Origin of the sequence: Microcoleus sp. B6-A1 (genome assembly GCF_036705085.1) — a bacterium.
Classification (GTDB): Bacteria; Cyanobacteriota; Cyanobacteriia; order Cyanobacteriales; family Microcoleaceae; genus Microcoleus.
Genome location: NZ_JAUBTU010000088.1, coordinates 1 through 21,638, shown reverse-complemented (window position 1 = coordinate 21,638; position 21,638 = coordinate 1). Strand labels below are relative to the sequence as shown.

At 46.1% G+C, this 21,638-nt stretch carries 18 protein-coding genes; 8 read left to right on the top strand and 10 right to left on the bottom strand.

The window, feature by feature from the left end; translation table 11 throughout:
• Positions 1-121: 121 nt before the first annotated feature.
• Genes QUB11_RS25145 through QUB11_RS25135 form a run of 4 tightly spaced genes read right to left on the bottom strand, consistent with a single transcriptional unit; the run spans position 122 to position 971 of the window.
• Positions 122-256 carry a hypothetical protein gene (locus QUB11_RS25145; RefSeq protein WP_333206524.1) on the bottom strand — a complete coding sequence of 45 codons (135 nt, stop codon included), beginning with the start codon at positions 254-256 and terminating at the stop codon, positions 122-124.
• Positions 257-352: a MarR family transcriptional regulator gene (locus QUB11_RS31360; protein ID WP_071884039.1), complete on the bottom strand. Its 96-nt coding sequence runs from the start codon at positions 350-352 to the stop codon at positions 257-259.
• A 38-nt stretch (positions 353-390) separates the two neighbouring features.
• Entirely contained in the window at positions 391-714 is a 324-nt protein-coding gene (locus QUB11_RS25140) for a type II toxin-antitoxin system RelE/ParE family toxin (RefSeq protein WP_015178023.1), read from the bottom strand.
• The gene (locus tag QUB11_RS25135; RefSeq protein ID WP_333179728.1) at positions 714-971 is read right to left on the bottom strand and encodes an antitoxin; all 258 of its coding nucleotides are present in this window, start codon (positions 969-971) and stop codon (positions 714-716) included. The genes QUB11_RS25140 and QUB11_RS25135 overlap by 1 nt, the downstream gene beginning before the upstream one ends.
• A 331-nt stretch (positions 972-1,302) precedes the next feature.
• On the opposite strand from QUB11_RS25135, the gene QUB11_RS25130 reads away from it, so the two are divergent.
• Both QUB11_RS25130 and QUB11_RS25125 read left to right on the top strand, forming a co-directional pair.
• Positions 1,303-2,580, top strand: coding sequence for a hypothetical protein (locus tag QUB11_RS25130; protein ID WP_333206526.1), 1,278 nt, complete (start codon positions 1,303-1,305; stop codon positions 2,578-2,580).
• 108 nt (positions 2,581-2,688) lie between these two features.
• Entirely contained in the window at positions 2,689-5,481 is a 2,793-nt protein-coding gene (locus QUB11_RS25125; RefSeq protein ID WP_333206527.1) for a hypothetical protein, read from the top strand.
• A gap of 293 nt (positions 5,482-5,774) precedes the next feature.
• On the opposite strand, the gene fusA is transcribed toward QUB11_RS25125, so the two are convergent.
• From fusA to rpsB, 5 genes are all read right to left on the bottom strand, one after another.
• Entirely contained in the window at positions 5,775-7,859 is a 2,085-nt protein-coding gene (gene fusA, locus QUB11_RS25120) for an elongation factor G (RefSeq protein WP_333206528.1), read from the bottom strand.
• A gap of 564 nt (positions 7,860-8,423) precedes the next feature.
• On the bottom strand, positions 8,424-10,931 hold the full coding sequence (gene recG, locus QUB11_RS25115; protein ID WP_333206530.1) for an ATP-dependent DNA helicase RecG: 2,508 nt from the start codon (positions 10,929-10,931) through the stop codon (positions 8,424-8,426).
• A gap of 189 nt (positions 10,932-11,120) precedes the next feature.
• Positions 11,121-12,050 (bottom strand): hypothetical protein, encoded by a 930-nt coding sequence (locus QUB11_RS25110; RefSeq protein WP_333206532.1) that lies wholly within the window; start codon positions 12,048-12,050, stop codon positions 11,121-11,123.
• 378 nt (positions 12,051-12,428) lie between these two features.
• A complete protein-coding gene (tsf, locus tag QUB11_RS25105) occupies positions 12,429-13,088 on the bottom strand; it encodes a translation elongation factor Ts (protein ID WP_333072626.1) in 660 nt (219 codons plus the stop codon).
• Between the two features lie 322 nt (positions 13,089-13,410).
• Positions 13,411-14,241, bottom strand: a complete 831-nt coding sequence (rpsB, locus tag QUB11_RS25100; RefSeq protein WP_333206533.1) for a 30S ribosomal protein S2 — start codon at positions 14,239-14,241, stop codon at positions 13,411-13,413.
• A gap of 372 nt (positions 14,242-14,613) precedes the next feature.
• Here rpsB and QUB11_RS25095 point away from each other — a divergent pair, with 372 nt between their 5' ends.
• The 6 genes from QUB11_RS25095 to QUB11_RS25070 all read left to right on the top strand — a co-directional run bounded on the left by QUB11_RS25095 (position 14,614) and on the right by QUB11_RS25070 (position 21,394).
• Positions 14,614-15,147, top strand: coding sequence for an IS607 family transposase (locus QUB11_RS25095; protein WP_333257585.1), 534 nt, complete (start codon positions 14,614-14,616; stop codon positions 15,145-15,147).
• On the top strand, positions 15,077-16,228 hold the full coding sequence (locus QUB11_RS25090) for a transposase (RefSeq protein ID WP_333206537.1): 1,152 nt from the start codon (positions 15,077-15,079) through the stop codon (positions 16,226-16,228). Before QUB11_RS25095 ends, QUB11_RS25090 begins: the two co-directional genes overlap by 71 nt.
• A 186-nt stretch (positions 16,229-16,414) precedes the next feature.
• Complete coding sequence (locus tag QUB11_RS25085; protein ID WP_333206539.1) at positions 16,415-18,619, top strand: cation:proton antiporter domain-containing protein; 2,205 nt, start codon at positions 16,415-16,417, stop codon at positions 18,617-18,619.
• A gap of 163 nt (positions 18,620-18,782) precedes the next feature.
• Complete coding sequence (locus tag QUB11_RS25080; RefSeq protein WP_333257582.1) at positions 18,783-19,319, top strand: hypothetical protein; 537 nt, start codon at positions 18,783-18,785, stop codon at positions 19,317-19,319.
• Positions 19,320-19,591: 272 nt separating this feature from the next.
• A complete protein-coding gene (locus QUB11_RS25075) occupies positions 19,592-20,218 on the top strand; it encodes a DUF3038 domain-containing protein (RefSeq protein WP_333206543.1) in 627 nt (208 codons plus the stop codon).
• A 3-nt stretch (positions 20,219-20,221) separates the two neighbouring features.
• The gene (locus QUB11_RS25070; RefSeq protein ID WP_333206545.1) at positions 20,222-21,394 is read left to right on the top strand and encodes a DUF4335 domain-containing protein; all 1,173 of its coding nucleotides are present in this window, start codon (positions 20,222-20,224) and stop codon (positions 21,392-21,394) included.
• A 38-nt stretch (positions 21,395-21,432) separates the two neighbouring features.
• Here QUB11_RS25070 and QUB11_RS25065 read toward each other — a convergent pair.
• On the bottom strand, positions 21,433-21,638 hold a 206-nt coding region (locus QUB11_RS25065), incomplete at its 5' end, for a hypothetical protein (RefSeq protein WP_333206547.1).

Sequence of the window (21,638 nt, the reverse complement as noted above, 5' to 3'; positions counted from 1 at the left end):
TCGCTTCTTGTCAAACAAAGTCCGCCTGCGCGGACTGAGGAGAAATAGGGGCGATCGACCTTAATTGATATACTGGCAACTTGCTCTGCTTCCGCAGCTACTTCGATCGCCACTCTCGCCCTTACTGACTTACTCCGGCAAGCATTCGCTTCAGCACTCGCTGCATCACCTGAAGTTCTCGATCGTCCAGGTGACAGCCAAAGTATTCTGCAATTCCCTCAGCATAAACCGTCCACATTTGCTGTTGGATTGCCAATCATGCCTCAGTCAGCACGGCATAGGTGCCCCGCCGATCGCTCGGACAGGGTTCTCGATATAGCAGTCCGGCTTTTTCCAGGCGATCGGGATTTATTGTAGTGAAATTCGATTTTCTTTAAAGGGCGATCGCAGCTATCCTTCTTGTGGGTTTTTCAAGCGCGTTCTCAGGCGTTGCAGCACATCCATCCGCTCGTGATAAATAGCAACAACCACCATCAGACTTCCCGATCTCATGATGCCAAAAATATAATGGTGCTGACATCGGGTTACGCGCAAACGGGGATGAATGTTTTTCAGATCCCGATAGAAGCCCTGGCTACCCGCAAGGTTTTCAGCACAGGTTTCCAGCGCAGCAACGTAATCTCGCGCCTGGGCTATGCCGTAATTGTTAACGGTGTACTCGATAATATCTGCTAAATCCTCTTCTGCGTAGGAGGTGAGTTCGTAGGATGGCATTACACTTTTCCCATCGCCGCCAGCTTCTCTTCCAAAACCTGGCTGAATGTCTTAGCCGATACTTCGCCGCGTTCGGCTTCCGCTATGCGCTCCCTCAGCAGTTCTTTGAGTTCCTGCCAAGCCTGTTCTTCCTCTCGATCGTTAGAAGGAAACAGCCTTTCGAGTACAAACTCTTTAATAGATTTGCCCAGCACAGCCGCCATTGCCTTAATTTGCTGGTGCTGTTCGTCTGTTACCTCGATCGTTATCCTGCTCATAACGCCACATTGACGGAGTACCTTTCTAAGATATCCTAAAATGTAAAAAATTACAATTGTGATTTTTAGACTCTTCCTGGTGTCCCCAATGCGATCGAGCAGCTTAACTGGCAATTGTTATCATAAGTTTATGGATCGAGAGGTTATCTAATGCGATATAGTTACTAGATATCTCCGGAAATTCGCTCTCAGCCCACACAAGGCAAGGGTTGAAGGTATTCTTTCGGAGATGTCTACTAGCTATGCGGAACTTACGAGTTGTCTTTGATTCGCCGTATAGGTATTTTGTCAGCTACTACCTGAATACTTACCAAAGAACTTTCCCAAACTTATGTATATCTATATTACACAGCAGTGCCAGGATAACGTTGAAAAGTATGATCTTCAACCTGAAATCGATAAACTTTATGATAACTCCGAAGTGTTAGATCGCTTCGATCCAATTTATCCTTACTGGAAGCGAAGAATAGGGAAATACAGGTTATTAGCAAAGATCGAAGAGGTAGATAATGAGAAGATTCTCTGCTTAGTAAATATTTTGGAGCGAAAAAGTCAAGAGTATGAAGAATTTATAGACAAAAAGAAACGTCAAAAATTTGGTCAAGACAAGTTAGAGTCATTACTGAATGATGATGAGATTAAGGAATGGCTAAATGAACAAAAAGAATCGGTTTGTCAACAGCAAAACAAACGCGAGCCTCTTCCAAACGATCTGTTAGTCTGGCTAGAGCTACCTAGCTGGAGTAAAGACTCTCAAGACTTGGTGATTTACGAAAGCGGACAATGGGTGAAAAAGTGCGGACAAGAGAAAATCAAAGACCGACGGGAAACTTTCAAAAATATTATTCTCGACATTATTAGTCAAAATGAGGTGGAAGATGAAAGCACAAGTTGCTCTCATGTAAAGTTATATAGCAACACGGAAGGGTTATCGATTTTGTTTAGTAGGATCGAAACTATTGCTACTGAAGATACGTCCTCTAGAAAAATTTTATTTTTTCTTGCTCCTTTTCTTGAAAAACCATCGGATGACCCTATAAGAGAAGTAGTAGAGGCGATCGATCTTCCCGACTTTGGTGAAAATGTTAATAATCTTCCGGCTCAATTGAGTATGGATGAGCTAACTTGCCTAGCACGACGTTCTTATCCAGCATACCTACTATTAGATTTTGAAAGTTGGCTAGCTATTGAAAAAGATGACGAATCAAATCTAGCTCTCTCAGTGGAAGAAGAACAAATTTTAGAATCTATTTCAACTCCACAAAAACCCTCCCTACCGATGTTTATCAATGGACGAGCTGGGAGTGGCAAATCTACAATGTTATTCCACCTTTTTGCTGATTACTGCGATCGCCATTGGAATTCTTGTCAAGCAGGAGGATATGATTTTTATGAAAAGCCACACCCTCTTTTTCTAACTTACAGCGAGAGTTTGCTCAAGGTAGCTAAAGATTCAGTGCAAAGCCTTTTAAAATCTCATCATAAATTTTTATTAGATAGAGGAACGCCAGAAGCCGAAATACCAGATGTAGAACCATTTTTTCAACCCTTCCAGAAATTTTTATTAAATTTTTTACCATCTACAGAATACGACCGATTTAAGCCATAAAAATACATTTCTTATAACCACTTTCGACAGCTTTATAAAGATTCTCCACTGCCAGAAGCAAGAAATAAACGCTACTCAGCAGGGCGATGCTGGTACATTATTAGAACTTTGATTAAAGGCTACTCTCTTGATGGATATATAAACGAAGACGATTATAAGGAATTACCGCGCGAGGAACAACGCAAGATTCCAGAAGAGACATTCAAAGGAATTTATGAAACGGTTTGGAAATGGTATGAAAGGCTAATTGAAGATAAGGGCTACTGGGACGATCAAGACTTAATTAGAATAGTTCTCGAACGGAAATGTTTCTCTTCTGAATACACTGCAATTTTTTGCGATGAATCTCAAGATTTTACGAGACTAGAACTGCAACTCATCGTCAAGCTTTCTGTTTTTTCTAAATATGATTTTGGATTTAACTATGTTTCTGTCCTACCCTTTACCTTTGCTGGCGATCCTTTTCAAACCTTAAACCCTACTGGATTTCGTTGGGATAGCGTCGGGGCATTGTTTTACAACGAAGTTGTAATGAGGCTCGATCCAGCAAGTAAACTTAATCTAAAGATGAATTTTAAGGAGCTACAAGTTAATTATCGCTCTAGCTCATCTATCGTTAAAGTGACCAATTTAATCCAATTGTGGCGCTGTGTTCGTTTCGATCTACCTGACATTAAGCCACAAACTCCGTGGCAAAAAAAAGACAGTTTTTCTAAACCGCAAAAGTTTATTTTTGGTCAGAATCTCTCGTTAGACGATTTAAAAAGCCATATCGACAATAAGCCGATTTTTATCCTACCCTGTGAAGCTGGCGGGGAAATTGACTATATCAAAAGTGATGAAATTCTTTGGGAATTATTTCCACAAGCCAACGAGGGAAAAACGCCAGAGAACGTATACAGTGCCATCAAAGCAAAGGGTCTGGAGTTCCCGCTTGTCATCCTATACAAATTTGGGCATGAGTTGGCTCAAGAATACAATGCGAACTTTGTATGGAACTTTGACGCTAATAGTCAAAGAGATTCAGTAGAGTTAGAATACTACTTTAACAAGCTTTACGTTGCGGCTAGCCGAGCGATGTCTGATTTGGTTGTCATTGACTCAAAAGAAGGAGATGAATTGCTGTGGCAGCAGGCTAGTGACGATCGGATCGATGGATTCCTTGAGCGGTTGGAAGCTGATAAACGCCACGATTGGACAGATTTACTCGGAACTATCAGCATAGGGCAAAGTCTAGAAGTGCTGGATCAAGACAACCGAGAACTCCAAGCAAAGCAGATGAAGAAGCAAGGGTTGGCACAGGAAAACCCAGAGTTCCTCAGAAATGCAAAAGCGTATTACGATGTGTTAGGAGATACAAAAGAAGTTGACCTCTGCGAAGCTTGGGCACTCAAATTCGATAATCATTTTAGTGAGGCTGGTCAACTTTTTTGGAAGCGAGGTAAGAAGGAAGAGGCTTGGAACTGTTTCTGGGAGGGAGCTTGTTGGCAAGAACTGAATCGATGGTGTGAAGAAAACCCCAATCAGAAGCGAGTAGAGCGTTTTCTAGTGGAATTCATGATGGAGGCAGCTCCAAAATCTTTCGATGTTCTCGATAAATTCACCGAGTTCCTTGAAAAGTGCAATGAGGACAACTCACTGAAAAACTTCCGTTCGAGCAAACCCTGGCAAGCAGCGATCGAGCAATATGCCAGCCAAATTGATATAAATTTGATGAACGAACAGAGTCTCACCTGCGATCAATGGCAACGATTTGGAAATCTATTACAAGACTTGCAACAAGCTGGTTATAACAAAACAAGAGAAGTGGCGGGAAGTTCTTTCTACCAAGCCAAAGATTATAAAGGTGCTGTGCGCTGCTGGGATCAGTGTGAAGTTCCCCAAAAGCGCAAGTATAACTTAGCTAAAGCTGAAGTCGAAGGTTTTCCCCAAGGCTTACAATACCTCCAAAAAGAAGGAGAAGATCTGCGGATTATTCAGGAGTGGGAAAGAAAAGGAAAACCCGATAAATCTCAATGGTTAGACTATGTTGTACCAGCCCTTCAAAACCAGAATGGACATCAAGAGCTAGTTGATTACTTAATTCAGCGAAAATTGTGGAGCAAAGCCATAGAAGCAATAGCTAAGCATCCTCATCCCAATGAAGCAAAAAGTTTGAAGTTTGATGTCGTCCGTGGAATTGCTTACTCAGATCTTACACCAGGTACTGCTCTACAGGAACGCCAACGTTATCAGAGCTTGATAACTTCAGTTCGAGGTTTTTCCGACTGGAAGCAGGCTCTAACTTTACAAGAAGTTGGTACTGCAATGGAGAGAATTGGTGAGTTTGTGCCATGCTTAGAATTTTATGAGCAATTTGTTGTTGATGATTCCAGCTCTAAGCTACGAAATTTTGCACGAGAACGTTGGATTGCCACTAAGAAAAAGCAGGTAGACTACGAGCGAAGCACAGATGGTGTCAAATTGAAGCAAAGACAGGACGAACTTGATGAGAATGCTCGTAAATGGAGCATAAATCTAGATTCAGTCTCTGACCTTCCGGAGCTTGCTGTTCCACTAGCAGAGACATCAAAAACGGAAGTCAAGGGAGAAGCTGATTGGAAAACTTTAGGCCCTGGCATTGAACAGCGTGACATAGGTCGTCTTAAAGTGATGAGAATCAAGACTATGAAGCAGCTAACTATTACTGATGATACATCCAAGATATTGCAAGTAACTTTGGAGTCTGAGAAATGCACCGTCAAAGGTAAGGTTGAAGATGTGGAGGTATCGGGCAGCAACAGATTATTTTTCAAGGTTCCTGAAAGTGGTTACACCTGTGAAGTCTTTTACAGTGATGCTTCTCCCACGCTTGAATTGAAGATTCAAGGTCTATCAGATAAAATCATCATAAAACTCTAAAGATGAAAGTATCTTGAAGATAGCTGTTGCAGTCAGCTAGGGCAATTACAGTTCTGAGCTTAGGTTGAGTTGAGCGTAGAGGTAGCAGTTGGTAACGGTAATGATCGAACCCAGGTATATTGGCATGAATTGATGTGGGCTCAAGCGCACACGATACTCTGGCGCTTCTTTGAGCCTACATTCCGCACTTCTGACTATGTTAAGAAGTGCGGAATGTAGGTTAAAAACTAGAGTTTTCTAGTTTTTAACCTCGGTGATTGAGTGCGACGAATCGATTCGTCGCACTCAATACACTACTTCGCGGCTTGACGCTCTTTTGCCGCCTTAATCACTTCTTCAGCGATGTTATTCGGACAAGGAGCATAGTGCGAGAAGGACATTGAGAACTGTCCGCGCCCAGAGGTCATAGTACGCAAGTCGCTAATGTAACCAAACATTTCGCTCAACGGTACATCTGCCTTGATCCGCGCTCCTGTTTGGCTGGTTTCCTGAGATTTCATCATCCCCCGGCGGCGGTTGAGGTCGCCGATCACGTCGCCCATGTAATCATCTGGAGTGAATACATCGACATTCATAATCGGTTCGAGCAACTGAGGCCCTGCTTTCGGCAGAGACTGGCGATAGGCTGCTTTGGCAGCAATTTCAAAAGCCATTGCTGACGAGTCAACGGGGTGGAAACCGCCTTCTAGAAGCGTGAATTTCAAATCTAGGCAGGGGAATCCGGCCAAGACGCCTTTGTCGATGCAGCTTTCAAAGCCTTTTTCGACGGCTGGCCAATATTCTCTCGGCACGCTACCACCGGTCACTTTTGACTCAAACTGGAAGCCGCTTCCCACCTCACCAGGCTCGATCACATAGCCAATTTTGGCAAATTGACCGGAACCACCTGATTGCTTTTTGTGGGTGTATTCGTCTTCGAGGCGCTTGGTAATCGACTCGCGGTAGGCTACCTGCGGTTCGCCGACTTCTACTTCGATGCCGTGGGTGCGCTTGAGAATGTCTACTTTGATGTCGAGGTGTAACTCGCCCATCCCCTTGAGAATCATTTCGCCGCTTTCTTGATCCGTCACCATGTGGAAGGATGGGTCTTCTTGCACCATCTTGGTGAGGGCTGCTCCCATTTTTTCTTCCGCGCCTTTTTGTTTCGGTTTGACCGAAATCGAAATAACGGGATCTGGGAATACCATCGGCTCTAGGGTTGCGGGATTTTTGGGGTCGCAGATGGTGTGTCCGGTGCGGACGTTTTTCATGCCGACGATCGCCACAATGTCCCCTGCTTGGGCCGATTCAATTTCTTCGCGCGAGTTGGCGTGCATTTCCACCAAACGGCTGATTCGCTCGGTTTTGCCTGTGGCGGTGTTGAGTACGGTGTCGCCCTTGGACAACTTACCGGAGTACAGGCGCGTGAAGGTTAGAGCACCGTAGCGATCGTCCATGATCTTAAACGCGAGTGCCCGCAATGGCTTGCTGGGATCGACGATCGCAAACTCGCCGGTTTCATTCCCATCGAGATCGACTTCTGGCTGCGGTGTGACTTCCATCGGGTTCGGCAGGTAGTCAACTACGGCATCGAGAACCAACTGCACGCCTTTGTTTTTAAACGATGAGCCACAGTAGGTGGGGAAAAATGCCCGATCGCGAGTACCTTTGCGAATGCAGCGCTTGAGGTCGTCGAGGCTCGGCTCGTTGCCTTCGAGATACTGTTCCATCACAGTGTCGTCTTGCTCGACGGCCAGTTCGATCAACTTTTCGCGCCAAGTTTCGACATCATCGACCATATCAGCCGGGACATCTTTAATTGTATAGTTCATCGGATCGCCCGATTCATCCCAGATCCAGGCTTTGCGGGTCAGCAAATCGACTACGCCGCAAAACTTTTCTTCTATGCCGATCGGCAATACCATTACCATCGGTTTAGCGCCAAGGATTTTATCGACTTGCTGGACAACGCGGTAAAAATCTGCACCGGTGCGATCGAGCTTATTGATGTAGATGACGCGAGCGACTTTGGAATCGTTAGCGTAGCGCCAGTTGGTTTCAGATTGCGGTTCAACTCCACCCGAACCGCAGAACACACCAATGCCACCATCGAGAACCTTCAAAGAACGGTAAACCTCGATCGTAAAATCGACGTGTCCGGGAGTATCGATGATGTTGAGCTGATGCTCGTTCCAGAAGCAGGTGGTAGCAGCGGACTGAATCGTAATCCCGCGCTCTTGCTCCTGTTCCATGAAGTCAGTAGTCGCCGCGCCTTCGTGAACTTCACCTATTTTGTGGATTTTGCCTGTCAGTTTCAGGATTCTTTCTGTTGTGGTGGTCTTGCCAGCATCTACGTGGGCGAAGATGCCGATATTTCGATAACGAGTGAGATCTTTCATAATTACTGTTGAGATTAAATGCGACGAACCGTCGGCGACCACCTGCAAGCGTAACCAGCGAGGAATCAATGTTGCCTTAGGCGCCAGTACAGGCTAGATTTCCTTTCCCCTGTTTCTGGCAGAACTATCTTAATTTTGACACTTCCCCGTCATTCCTGCGAAGGATTTTTGGTTTAATCAGTACGGGAATCCTTACAATTCATAAAAATACCCTAGACCAAGGGAAAAATTTTCTGTGAAAGTTAGGTTGGGTTCAGAAAGGAGGTTGGGTTGAGGCACTCGTACCCAACAAATTCGTGTTTTTGACGCTTCGCTCAACTTGATATTTTGCACCATTCTCAGCAAAACGGTATAAAGCGGGTTTTCCTGACAAAAAACCTAAGATTTTACGTGACTTTGTGGCAAGAAACCCGGTTTCTGACATTAAATAGGTAGGTGCAAATAAATCAGCCTACGGGGAGATGGCGCGTGAGTGCAGCAATAAACTGCCGGCTTTGATATATCTTTGCTTAACCGGCCACTACAAAATATTATTAAAAACCCCGTTGCTGCGTTCAAAACTATCTAAGTCAAAATCGACCCGCTCATCATCCGCTGATATCTCCGCTCCAATTCATCCCGCACCACCGGCCACTGATTCAAACTTTCATCATTTTCAATTACCATTTGAGCCGCGGCTCTCGCCAACTCCAAAACCTCCTGATCCTCCACCAAACTCGCCAAAGCAAAATCCGGCAAACCCGACTGCCGAGTTCCCAAAACCTGACCCGGCCCGCGCAATCTCATGTCCATTTCCGCAATAAAAAAGCCATCTTGAGATTGTTCTAAAACCTTCATTCTCTGCATAGCTTCCGCTGTTTTGGAACCGGGCATTAACAAACAATAAGAACGGTTGCTGCCCCGACCGACTCTACCCCGCAACTGGTGCAGTTGCGACAGTCCAAAACGCTCAGAATTTTCAATCAGCATTACCGTGGCATTCGGCACGTCTACTCCCACTTCTACGACAGTAGTAGATACTAAAATATCAGTTTCTTTGTCCCGAAACTTAGAAATTGCTTCATCTTTGTCGGCACTGCTCATCCTGCCGTGGAGCAAACCCACCTTAAACTCAGGAAATACACTTTTTTCAAGTTTCTCTTTTTCCTCAATTGCCGATCGCACGTCCAACTTTTCCGACTCCTCCACCAGCGGTAGCACCACATAAACTTGACGCCCGCTTGCCACTTCCCGCCGAATCAAATCGTAAGCTTGAATGCGTTCTTTGGCAGACAGTACAGTGGTTTGAATCGCCTGCCTACCGGGGGGGAGTTCATCAATTTGACTCACATCTAAATCCCCATGCAGCGTCAGCGCCAGCGTCCGGGGAATGGGAGTTGCCGTCATCGTCAAAACGTGGGGAGCTTCGCCTTTTTGCTGCAATTTAGCGCGCTGCTGCACACCGAATCTGTGCTGTTCATCAATTACCGCCAAACCCAATTTATGGAAATTTACGGTATCTTGAATCAGCGCGTGAGTTCCCACTAAAACAGGTAATTCTCCGGTTTCTAATTGGTTGTGAATTTCGCGGCGCTTGGCTATTTTTGTGGAACCAGTTAACAGTTCGACAGACAAGTGCATCAAATTAAACCAACCTACCAATTTGCGGTAGTGCTGTTCTGCTAAAACTTCTGTCGGCGCCATTAAAGCGGCTTGATAGCCGGATTGAATTGCTGCTAGCATTGCCACGACGGCGACTACTGTTTTGCCAGCACCGACATCGCCTTGCACTAATCTGTTCATCGGTTGCGACGAAGCTAAATCGTTGAGGATGTCATTGATTACTCTTTCCTGAGCATTAGTCAACGCAAAAGGCAAGATTTCATAAAAATGTTCTATCAATTTGCCACTAGGAATGATGACTGCACTAGCTTGAGCTTTCCTTTGGGTTTGGCGGCGTTTTAAAAGTCCTAATTGCAGGTAGAAAAATTCGTCAAAAACTAAGCGACGGCGGGCGGCGGCCAAACAATCTCGATCGAGCGGAAAGTGAATATTAGTCACGGCATCGGCTAAACCCATTAAACCGTAACGCTCGCGCAAATCCTCTGGTAGGGATTCTGGCAACATTTTTGCCGCCGGCATTGCAGCCAAAATCGATCGCCTCACCGAACCAGCATCCACCCCCTCCGTTAGCGGATAAACTGGTATCAGGCGGCCGACTTTCATTGATTCGATCGCACCGCCGGAGTCGTCTAATACTTCTAACTCAGGATTTTCTAAAGTAATTCCATATTTACCCTGCTTCACCAACCCGGAAGCTGCCAGCACCGCACCTGTACAATACTCGCGCTTTTTGAATTCTTGCCAACCGCGATTACTATAGCGAGGGCCTGCAAAAAAACGACTGATTTTTATTTCTCCGGTGCGGTCTTTTAAAATTACTTCTAATATGGTTAATTTCTTATTCTTCGGACTAGAAAAGCAATTGCAGCGCTTTACTTCTGCGATTAAAGTGACAGTTTCCCCAGCTACTAGCTCGCGAATTTGTACTTGCTTTGCATAGTCGATGTGATTGCGGGGATAGTAGTAAAGCAAGTCATATACAGTGTATAAACCAAGTTTGACCAAGCGGTTGCCGTTGGCGGGGCCGATGCCTGTGACGCGGGTTAACTGTTGGTCAAGAGTCAGGCTTGGTGGTGCGGCGGCTGTACTCAGGGGTGCTGTTCGGGGAACGGAAACGGCTGGGGCGGTTGGTTCGGGAGCGTTTGCGGGTCTGACTTGTTCTGCTTGTTCTTCCTGGTGGCGAGTTTCTTGTTCCCAAACTTGCTCCATTTGTCGGAGAAAACTGACCGTAATGGCGATCGAATGTTGGCGCTGTTCGATATCTTTCTGAGGGTAGATGTCAAATTCAGCGGCTAGTTGTCTGGCTCGATCGCGCGAAGAAGCCGCCACAGAACCTGCCAACTGTCTCAAACTCAGGCCCAGAAACTCGCTGAAGCGGTATTGACTGCCTTGGATGTCGTTAAATCCGCGATCGGCTTCTACTGAAAGAGCTTTTTGCAATCGCTGCCATTCGGGTTGATTATTAGTCATATCAATTTTAGATTTTAGATTTTAGATTTTAGATTTTAGATTTTAAATTTTTCTTTTAAGAAGCTTCCACCAAAAAAATTATAACACCGAGAAACCGGGTTTCTTTAAGAAACTCGGTTTCCAATAGCTTAAAAGTTGTACGTTTTTCCGACTTCCATCGGACTTCTTCCTTCTTCCCTCAACATCCGATCAATCTTCAAACCAACTCGATCGCCAAGCCGACTCAGCCTCCACCACAGCAAGTTCCCGCTGCTTTTTCTGGTAATCGCGGCCCAGCGAGTTCAACTTTACAGAGAGGTTACGAATTTGCTGGCGCCAAGCCGAGGTTCCCGCATCGGCAAACTCTATTTCCGATAGCCGCAGTTTAATCGCTGTAATGTGCAGTGCCCTACTACCAAAGGTTGCTGCCGCCAATTTGCGCGATGCTGATGAGGCATCGGTTTCAATGATTAAGTTTAATAAGTTAGGCGGCCCGGCAACACTATCGCCGGAGGATTCAGCACCAGAAGCAGCTTCTAGAACAGGTTCTGGTAATTGACTCGGCAAGATTCCCGACTGTTGCAGCAAGCGGTTGGTGTCGCGAGAAAGCAGCTTGAGTATATGGACGATCGACTTTTCAATACTATTTTGCCAGCGTGCCAAACTTTCTGGGGAATTGGCACTTGGCAATTGATAATTTGCCAATGAAAATAGATAGTTAATGGCCGAAACTTGGTTTTTTTCCTTTTCGTCTTCTTCCTTGTCGTCTGCTTCGTCTTCCTCTTCATCGAAGTCGTCTTCGTCTTCTTCTTCCTCTTCGTCTTCCTCTTCCTCTTCCTCTATTTCTTCATCTGCTTGTGATTCAGTCACCAGCGAGCGCAATTTTTCCTCCGACGCCGCAGCCAAAGCCCTTACAGACTGCTGCATTTTTTGTCTCCCCTCGAAGGACAACTTGAGAAACGACTCCGGTACTGCTTGAGTGCAAAGGTGATAGCAAGCCAAAATTAACTGCTGTCGCACCGCTTGTCCCAACGCAGTTAAATAACCTTCGTAGGTACTGTGAAACTCCAAATTTAAGGCGGCTAAAGCCTCTTCGAGTCCTGCCAAATCTTGCTCTATTCTCTCTCTTGGTCGCACCATATCTCTCGTATAAAATTAAAATAGGACTTATATCATTTCCCGTTACACCGTCAGGTGATGTTGACGGTTGACGGTTGACTGTTGACAGTGAACTCTAATTTACTATTCCGATGCTAACGGATTTGATATTACGCAAGTTTTCAATTTTTACGCTGTCTCTAGTAGTAAGGTTTGCAGTGCCCACCTACAAATATATAGCGGTTCTCAAAAAAGTGACGTATCCCCTATGCCCTATGCCATTAGCCCTATGCCCATGAGTACCTTATCTTTCTGAGAAAGGCTATAGTTTGTCCATAAGTCCTATAAAAATTAAAAATTAAAAATGCAAAAAATCAACTTTTTACATTTTTAATTTTTAATTCTAAATCTTAATTTGGATTATTGAACACCCATTTGGGCGGCCACTTCATCGGCAAAGTTAGCTTCTACCTTTTCAATGCCTTCGCCCAAGACAAAACGCACGAATCGGCGCACTTGGACATTTTCTCCAATTTGGGCGATCGTTTGTTTCACCAACTCTTCCACCGAGATATTCTGATCTTTAATAAAAGGCTGATCCATCAAAGATAACTCTTTCATGCGCTTCTCAATCCGCCCTAGAACAATCTTTTCTTTGATGTTTTCCGGCTTGTTGCCCAAGTCATCTTTGCCCATTTCAATTGCCTTTTCTCTTTCGACAACTTCGGCGGGGATATCTTCAACTTTCACGTATTCCACATTCGGGCAAGCTGCAATTTGCATCGCAATATCCCGCACCAACTTTTGGAATTCTTCGCGACGTGCCACAAAATCTGTTTCGCAGTTAACTTCCACCAGCACTCCCACGCGGCCGCCGGTGTGAATGTAGCTGCCTACAAGCCCTTCTGAGGCAACTCGTCCACCTTTTTTACCTGCCGAAGCCAGACCTTTTTTCCGCAGCCACTCAATGGATGTTTCGATATTGCCTTCGTTTTCAACGAGGGCTTTTTTGCAGTCCATCATGCCCGCGCCAGTTTTTTCGCGCAGTTCTTTAACAAGTTTTGCAGATATGTCCGCCATCTTCTTTAAGTTCCCAATCAAAATTAGTTATTAGTCATTAGTCATCAGTCATTAGTCATCAGTCATTAGTCACTAATTTTAATGTTAATGATTAGACCAGAGTGAAGAAATACCCAGTCGATCTTAGTACCGACTTTGTAGGTGTAGCGCCAGAATTAATTCTGACCCTGACACAATGAATGCTTTTGCCAGAGTTCTACTAATGACTTAGACTCGTGCTATGTACAATTAAAAATTAAAAATATCCAACTAAAAATAATTATTATTTTTAATTTTCAATCTTTAATTTTTAATTTCCTGGTGTCAGATTCCGAGGGCAATACTAGCTCTCGGTTTCTTCGCCCTCGGCCTCAGCGCCGTCGTCGGGATCTACATAATCGGGGTCATCCAATTCTTCGATTTCGACATCATATTCAGCGCCTTCGTAGCCACCGTCGTAGTCGTAGTCTTCCTCAGAGTCGCCGCCCTGCTGACCGTGACGACCTTCGTAGATGGCATCAGCTAACTTGCCGACAATCAGCTTGATCGATCGAATAGCATCGTCATTCGCTGGAATCGCAATGTCAACCAAATCCGGGTCGCAGTTGGTATCCAACAGAGAGACGATCGGAATTCCCAACTTTTGGCATTCCAACACCGCATTATACTCGCGGCGTTGGTCTACCAGCACCACTCCGTCGGGAATCTTCCGCATAGATTTAATCCCGCCCAGATATTTCTGGAGTTTTGCCATTTCTCGGCGCAGTACCGAAGCTTCTTTTTTCGGCAGCAAATCGAGGGCGCCGATTTCCTCGCGACGCTCCAAATCCTTGAGGCGCTCCACGCGGGACTTAATCGTCGTCCAGTTAGTGAGCATTCCCCCCAGCCAGCGCTGGTTGACGTAATAAGCACCGCAGCGTTGAGCTTCTTGGGCTACAATCCCTGCAGCTTGGCGCTTCGTACCCACGAACAAAAACTTTTTGCCTTTTTCTGAGGCAACTCTCATGTACTCGTAGGCGTCTTCCATAAGCTGAGCGGTTTGCACGAGGTCGATGATGTGAACCCCGTTGCGCTCTGTAAAAATGTATGGAGACATTTTTGGGTTCCACCGACGGGTTTGGTGTCCGAAGTGAACCCCTGACTCTAACATTTGAGCCAAACTGACTACTGGCATGGTATTTTTAACTCCTAATTCGGGTTAATCCTCCACCCGGTCGTATTTCTGAAGGTTTGCGCCCTAGAAACACCCGAAAACCCGGATGTGCGAATTTAAACAACTTTTCTAGTTTATCACAGCGCGTGCTACTTTTGCTGACAATCTGATATCCGTAGGGTTGGCTTGGCACCCTACGGTGAGATTTAGGGCGCGGGTTGGGTGCGGGGTACGCACGCTGCGGTTAAAGTTACTTGCAAGCGCTTGTAAAAAACGAAAAATCCAGGTGGGAGGTTAGCGCACAGTAAATATTTTGCTTATATTTGCTAATATATGCTACTATTTGCTGTAGGGCTTACGTACCACTCAGACTCATCAGTCAAATTTCTGGGCTTGCATCCACACACCCTAAGAAAATATGCAGACGAAGGGAAAATCAAAAGCATCAAAAACGAAGCAGGGCAACGACTCTACGATGTCGAATCCTATCAACGCGGTGCAACTAGAACTACCTTTGTTTGCTACTGTCGCGTCAGTTCCTCCAAACAGCGAGATGATCTGGCTCGACAAGTTGAATTCATGCGACAACAATACCCCGACGCCGAAATCATCCAAGATATCGGGTCGGGACTCAATTTCAAGCGGAAAGGATTGCAAGCCCTACTGGTCAGATTTATGCGCGGCGAACAGCTCACGATTGTGGTTGCCTGTCGCGACAGATTGTGCAGATTCGGATTTGAACTTTTCGAGTTCATGGCCGGGCAAAACGGTGGACAAATCTTGGTTCTCGACCGAACTGTTTACTGCCCAGAAACCGAACTCACAAGCGATCTTCTTGCCATCCTTCACGTCTTCAGTGGCAGAATGCACGGACTCAGGAGTTACAGCAAGAAAATCAAGGAAGATCCGTCTATTCCTAAATCCTGAACAAAAGGCGCTAATCAAGCAGTGGTTTGGGGTGAGTCATTTTGTTTACAACACGACTATCAAATACCTTCAAGAACCAGGCACAAAAGCTAGCTGGATGACAATCAAAACTGGAATACTCAACAGTTTGCCAGAATGGGCAAAACCTGTACCTTTCCAAATCAAGTCGATTGCCATCAAAGATGCTTGCTCAACTGTGAAAGCAGCTAAACAGGGTTTCAAAAAAGACGGCCAAATCCGTAAATGTAAATTTCGGAGTAGAAAAGACACCAAGCAATCTATCTATGTGCCAAAGTCTGCCATAAAAGATTGTGGTGTCTACCATTCGATTTTGGGCAAGTGTCAGTTAACAGAATCCTTGCCTAGAAATTTCACTGATGGTAGGTTGACTCTTGCCTATGGCGAGTATTACCTAGTTGTTTCTGAAGAAGTGCAACAAGTTAAGACCGATAAACAAGGTCGGCTGGTTGCCTTAGATCCCGGTGTCCGCACGTTCATGACGTTTTTCTCTGAAAATTCTTATGGGTGGCTAGGAAAAGATTCTAATTTGCACATCCAGAAATTGTGTTTCCGGTTGGACAAATTAGTGTCAAAAATTTCTCAAGCTCCTAGCCGACCAAAAAGAAGATTCAAGAAGGCAGCTAGCAGGCTTCGTTGTAAAATCCAACATTTGGTTAAAGAATTACATCACAAAGTAGCTAGGTTTTTAGTCGATAATTTTGATGTGATTCTGTTGCCCACGTTCGAGAGTTCTCAAATGGTGTCTAAGTCACGCCGTAAGTTGAGAAATAAAACGGTGCGACAAATGTTGACCTTAAGTCATTACGAGTTTAAAACTTTCCTCAAGTGGAAAGCTTGGGAAAACTCAAAAGTTGTGATTGATTGCAACGAAGCATATACGTCGAAAACTGTGTCATGGACTGGCGAAATTATCCAAAATCTAGGTAGTGCTAGAACTATTAAGTCCGCAGCCACTGGATTAAAGATGGATCGGGATTTGAATGGTGCTCGTGGGATTTTCCTTCGGGCATTGGGTGATACCCCTTTGTTAAGAGATTCTCTTAATTTATGTGTTTGTTAGCATTTGTTAGCAAAAAAGTATCGGTTGCCAAAGCCTTTGTTGGCTTGTGAGACAATGGCGTTGTTGGTGCGCCTCTTGTGCCTTCTAACTTCGATCGAGGTGGTATCCATTGTTTTCGATCGGCAATTCAGTCAGCTTTACTACCCTGCCCTCTAGATCCGCAAAAATCCCCAAGCTAAAAACGCCATGCCCATACCCATTCTCGTCCTGCTTGAAGTTCTAATTGTTATCGCACTTTCGAGACTTGTAGGTTTAGGATTTCGAGCGATCAAACAACCTCAAGTCATTGGAGAAATTGTAGCAGGAATTATGCTTGGGCCTTCTCTATTTGGCTTAGTTGCACCTGCCACCGCAACTGCACTTTTTCCAGCCGAAGCCGTTCCCTTCCTCAATGTGTTGTCTGAGGTGGGGCTGATTTTTTTCATGTTCTTGATTGGTTTGGAATTGAATCCCAAGTACCTCAAAAGCAATTTAGATATAGCGATTTTAACTTCCCACGTCAGCATTCTAGTGCCGTTTTCCCTGGGAAGCATCCTAGCACTGCTGCTGTATCCCATCGTTTCAAATAATAGCGTTTCCTTTACCGCCTTTGCTTTGTTTTTGGGCGCTGCGATGTCAATTACTGCCTTTCCGGTGCTGGCAAGAATTATTACAGAACACAACTTGCAGAATACAAAATTGGGGACGCTGGCCCTGACTTGCGCTGCGGTAGACGACGTGACGGCGTGGTGTTTGTTAGCGGTGGCGATCGCAGTTACTCGTACTAATTCGATGATCGGTGCTTTGCCGACAATTATTGAGTCTTTAATTTACATCGGTTTCATGCTGACTGTAGTCCGCTGGTTCTTGCAGCGACTTTCCAAACACTACAACCGCACTGGCAGATTAACACAGTTAGTGCTTTCGGGAATTTACATGGGAGTTGTAGCTTCTGCCTTAATTACTGAATTGATCGGAATTCATTTAATTTTCGGTGCATTTTTGCTTGGTGCTGCCATGCCGAAAAATGCGGGATTAACCAGAGAATTAGCAGAAAAAACCGAAGACTTTGTACTAATATTTCTGCTGCCAATATTTTTTGCTTATAGCGGCTTGCGGACTGAAATCGGCTTGCTCAACAGTCCCGAATTGTGGCTGCTGTGCGCCGCAGTTTTGGGAGTGGCAATTGTCGGCAAATACGTCGGCACTTACGTTGCGGCCAGAGTCTGTGGCATCAGCAACCGCGAAGCTTCAGCGCTGGGATGGCTGATGAATACTCGCGGTTTGACTGAACTAATTGTGCTGAATATCGGTCTTTCCTTGGGCGTAGTTTCGCCGCTGCTATTTACGATGTTAGTCATCATGGCTTTAGTGACAACTTTTATGACTTCGCCTCTGTTGGAGTGGACTTATCCAAAACGGTTAATTAGATTAGATATTTCCGAAGTTAACTCTGAGGATTCTGAATTAGAAGATTTAGAAAGGGCTGATAGCAGCGAACAAACTGCTAATAAATTGCAGCCAACTTATCGAATTTTAGTACCTGTTGCCAATCCCAGCACGCAGAAAGGTTTACTGCGACTAGCGGTAGCGCTGGCGCAGCCGGCTGCTGGTATGGGTGGTGAGGATTTACAGTCGGCGGCGGTTCATCCTCTGAGTTTAATAGAATTAAATGAGGATTATGCCTTTGAAAGTACGCCTGCGGAAGCCGATCGCATTATTCAAGAACGCCGCTCGAAATTATCAGAATTGATTGAGAGTCTGGAACTGCCGGAGGCCCAAAAATTGGTACATCCCATCATTCGGGTTACTAATGATGTTGCCAGGGAAACGGCACAAATTGCGGAAATAGATCGCGCGGATTTGATTTTAGTAGGATGGCACAGACCTACTTTTAGCAGCAACCGTTTGGGAGGACGTGTCGGCCAAATTCTCAGCAACGCTAAGGTGGATGTAGCAATTTTTGTTGACAGAGGCAGGGAAAGGTTGAATAACTTGTTAGTACCTTACGCGGCAAACATTCACGATGATTTGGGGTTAGAATTGGCGCTGAGACTGTTAGTTAATAGTGAGGAACGCCGTTTGACAGTGCTACGGGTGGCGGTTGACGGGGAAGCTGGAAACGAGCTGAGTTACGAGTTTCAACGAGTGATGGAGCAGTTACCGGTTGAGGTACGATCGCGCATTGAGACTCCGATTGTGGAGGCTGCTGAGCCAATTCAAGCAGTAGTAGCGGCTTCTGCTAATGCTGATTTAACTATTGCGGGTACGAGTCGGGAGTGGGGAATTGAGCGCCAAACTTTGGGACAGTATACTGATGAATTGGCTGTGCAGTGTCATTCTTCGCTGCTGATTGCGCGGTGCTACGTTAAAGTGCGATCGCACTTGGCATCGGTACTTCCTCAAAGGTAGTCGGTTGACGGTTGACGGTTGACTGTTGGCAGTTGACTGTTGACTGTTGACTGTTGACTGTTGACTGTTGACTGTTGTTATTAGTTATTGGTTATTGGTTATTGGTTATTTGTGAGTTAGTACCAATGCCCTGCGCGGGCCAATGCCCCATGCCCCATGCCCCATGCCCCATGCCCAATTATTAATTAGCAAGATGATGAATCATTTAAGCCTGAAATCACTGGCATTTTACGGGATTGCGATCGGCTCAGTTGCACTGCTGTTTAAAGTAGTAACTGCTTATGGGGAAACAAATTTAAAGGCGGCCCCGGCAATTGCGGGAACTTATCGCTTCGATCCTAAAAATTTGCCCGAATGTCTAAATTCTGATGTTTTGGAATTGACAATCGAGCAATCGGGTGTTTATTTGAGCGGTAATTTGCGATCGGGCAGCAGGGAGGGCAGGGAAAAAACAGCCCAGGAGAAACCTTCTCTATTTGGTAAGTGGGAAACTCAAGGATTGAACTTGTCGGGTGCGGTTCCTAATTTAGCGGGTTGCAGGGACTCCACAGCAACCGGTCAAAACAGTTCTGTTAAAATGCGCGGAATTGTGGAGCAAGAAAGCCTCAAGGGAAAAATTAGTCTAACTGATAAGACGGCGGCTACTGATTTTACGGCTCAAAGAGAAGCGGCGGTGCAACCCCAGAAGCAGGAACATTGATTGATCCCAATAGAGAATAAGAAATGGGAAATGGGTAATTCTTTGTCGCTTTCCGATTCTCCCCTCATGAAGCAAGGAATCACAAAGCGGCGGCGGGGGTAGGGGAGTGGGCGATCGAACTCCTGCCGCCGGAGCTCGCCCGCGACGGTCGGTTGCTGCTAAATTAGAAAATATACCTAAAAGTCAATGATAAAAATAAAGTATCCCAGAGAAGTTCTTGGTTGAGAATTTGTCTTGCTCAAGACCCCCCGTGCCCGTATAGTTTGTTTGGAATGGATGTTGCCGTGATATTAATGCCGTCAGAAACTTCGCTTACCCAGTCAAACCCGTTAATTTTAGACAGTTTGCCAGACTTGTCGCCCTCCGATGGGGGATGTCCCCGCCGAGCCAGATTGCAAATTGACTTGATGTTGCTGGCGATCGAAGCCTTGTATCTCGGAGGTGCCGAAGAAATGCTGGCTGTGTCAAAGGACCTGGAATTGGAATCAATTATCAAAAATCGGGTTGCCCTTTGGCTGATGCGTAATACTAACCCGCTGAGACGCTATACCCAGCGCCGCTCCCTTACCATTGTGGAGGCAAAAGCGCTGGTGGCGATCGCCTGTAATATGGCGCGTAAGTTAACCGCCACAATTCGGCAGTTGCTGCTAGACTCCCAGCAGTTGCGATCGAAAAATATCCCCCTCAACCAGAACCAGCCGCTGGCGGAGTATTTAGAACGCTTTCGAGCTCACTTTCGATCGCGCATGAACCCCAAGCGATCGCTAGTTGCAGCTTACGATTCCGAGGACAAGCTCAACGAACTAGCTTTGAACTTGTTGAGCAAACTGCTATTTTGTACAGGCACAGCCGGAATGCAGCGCTTCTGGGTTAGCCTGTTTGATGGAGAAGTTGAATAAAAAATGACTATTAGGCGTCAGTACAGTCTGCCAAATTGCACCCTGGTTCTAGAAGGGTTGAGCGATGGATCGGCAGCCAGCCAGTTAGATATACGGCCGGTGCTTTCGATATTAATGAGCGCTGAATGCTATGTGAACGGTCTCGGCGAGCCTTTAAGCGGGGGACGAGACTTTTTTGAAAGCTTGGTGAGGGCAGTCAGCAGCTACGCTCAAGAATTTATGAGCGGAGTGCATTATCCCGATCGCTACGGCCCGAATTTGGGTATGGTACAGTTGCACAGAATTGACGGGAATTTGCACCGGTTGACCGTTCTACCCGCCTCCACAGGCAGCCCAACCCAAATCGATCAAAAACCAGAACTGTCGGCAAAAGTTGATTTGACGACGGTACAGCTATTTGACTTGGTAGAGGCGATCGATCAGTTTTTTGCCGACACGCAGACGCTGCCGGAATTGTCGCTGCAATTAACCCCAATTTCCCGGCGTTACGTCAAGTCGGCCGAACCTTTGGCGAAGCGGAGTTTGCCCGCTGTCGTGGGCGTGTCGAGTTTGGCTTTGGCTGCGATGGCGTTTTTCTTGGTGCCGGTGCCCGAAGTCCAGCGTCCCAGAGATCCGGTGCCGCAGCCCAATCCAGCAGGCCAGAATCAGGGGACGCCGAATCCGGGCGGATCGGGTTCGCCTAATCCCAATCCCACGCCCCCTGCTGACGGTTTGCTGCCTGGGACTCAAACTCCGAACGCTGAATCGATTTCGCCGACTCCGATCCCCGCCCCGCAGCCGGACGCTTCACCTAGCGCCACACCGCAGTCGAGCACTTTGCCGGAAAGCACGCCCACTCCTGTTGCTGAAGGTTTGGCAAGCCCAGATTTGGCAGCCCTGCCAATTACAGATCCAGGGGAAATTGACCTGTTGAGGGGCAAACTTTCCCAGCAAATTGATGGAGTTGTGAAGAATCAGCCTCCGGTTGATGCGGAGTTGGTTTATCGGGTGAGTGTGGCCCCAGACGGGGCGATTGTCGGTTACAAGCCGGAAAATTCGGCAGCAGTCGAGAGATCCGAAACGCCGTTGTCGGAGTTGCTTTACAAACCCGTTGGCAGCAGGCCACCTGCGGAAGCGCTGGCTGATTTCCGCGTAGTTTTAGCACCAGACGGCAAGGTTCAAGTCAGTCCTTGGTAATGGTTGACGGTTGACTGTTAACGGTTGACGGTTGACTGTTAACGGTTGACTGTTAACGGTTGACGGTTGACTGATACCAAATCCCGCTTAAATGCTGCCTCATACCATGTCGGATCGATCGCGCATAATACATCGGCCGGGGCGGGTTTTTGAGATTGTCGGTTTTTACCCACATTCCGCACCCCCAACTGGCACATACGCGGATTGAGGGGGTAAAAGTGAATCATCCGAGACAAAGCGTGAG

Coding starts and splice junctions, on each gene's coding strand:
- QUB11_RS25140 (WP_015178023.1), bottom strand. CDS start 714: ATGCCATCCTACGAACTCACCTCCTACGCAGAAGAGGATTTAGCAGAT.
- QUB11_RS25135 (WP_333179728.1), bottom strand. CDS start 971: ATGAGCAGGATAACGATCGAGGTAACAGACGAACAGCACCAGCAAATT.
- QUB11_RS25130 (WP_333206526.1), top strand. CDS start 1,303: ATGTATATCTATATTACACAGCAGTGCCAGGATAACGTTGAAAAGTAT.
- fusA (WP_333206528.1), bottom strand. CDS start 7,859: ATGAAAGATCTCACTCGTTATCGAAATATCGGCATCTTCGCCCACGTA.
- recG (WP_333206530.1), bottom strand. CDS start 10,931: ATGACTAATAATCAACCCGAATGGCAGCGATTGCAAAAAGCTCTTTCA.
- QUB11_RS25110 (WP_333206532.1), bottom strand. CDS start 12,050: ATGGTGCGACCAAGAGAGAGAATAGAGCAAGATTTGGCAGGACTCGAA.
- tsf (WP_333072626.1), bottom strand. CDS start 13,088: ATGGCGGACATATCTGCAAAACTTGTTAAAGAACTGCGCGAAAAAACT.
- rpsB (WP_333206533.1), bottom strand. CDS start 14,241: ATGCCAGTAGTCAGTTTGGCTCAAATGTTAGAGTCAGGGGTTCACTTC.
- QUB11_RS25085 (WP_333206539.1), top strand. CDS start 16,415: ATGCCCATACCCATTCTCGTCCTGCTTGAAGTTCTAATTGTTATCGCA.
- QUB11_RS25080 (WP_333257582.1), top strand. CDS start 18,783: ATGCCCCATGCCCAATTATTAATTAGCAAGATGATGAATCATTTAAGC.
- QUB11_RS25075 (WP_333206543.1), top strand. CDS start 19,592: ATGGATGTTGCCGTGATATTAATGCCGTCAGAAACTTCGCTTACCCAG.
- QUB11_RS25070 (WP_333206545.1), top strand. CDS start 20,222: ATGACTATTAGGCGTCAGTACAGTCTGCCAAATTGCACCCTGGTTCTA.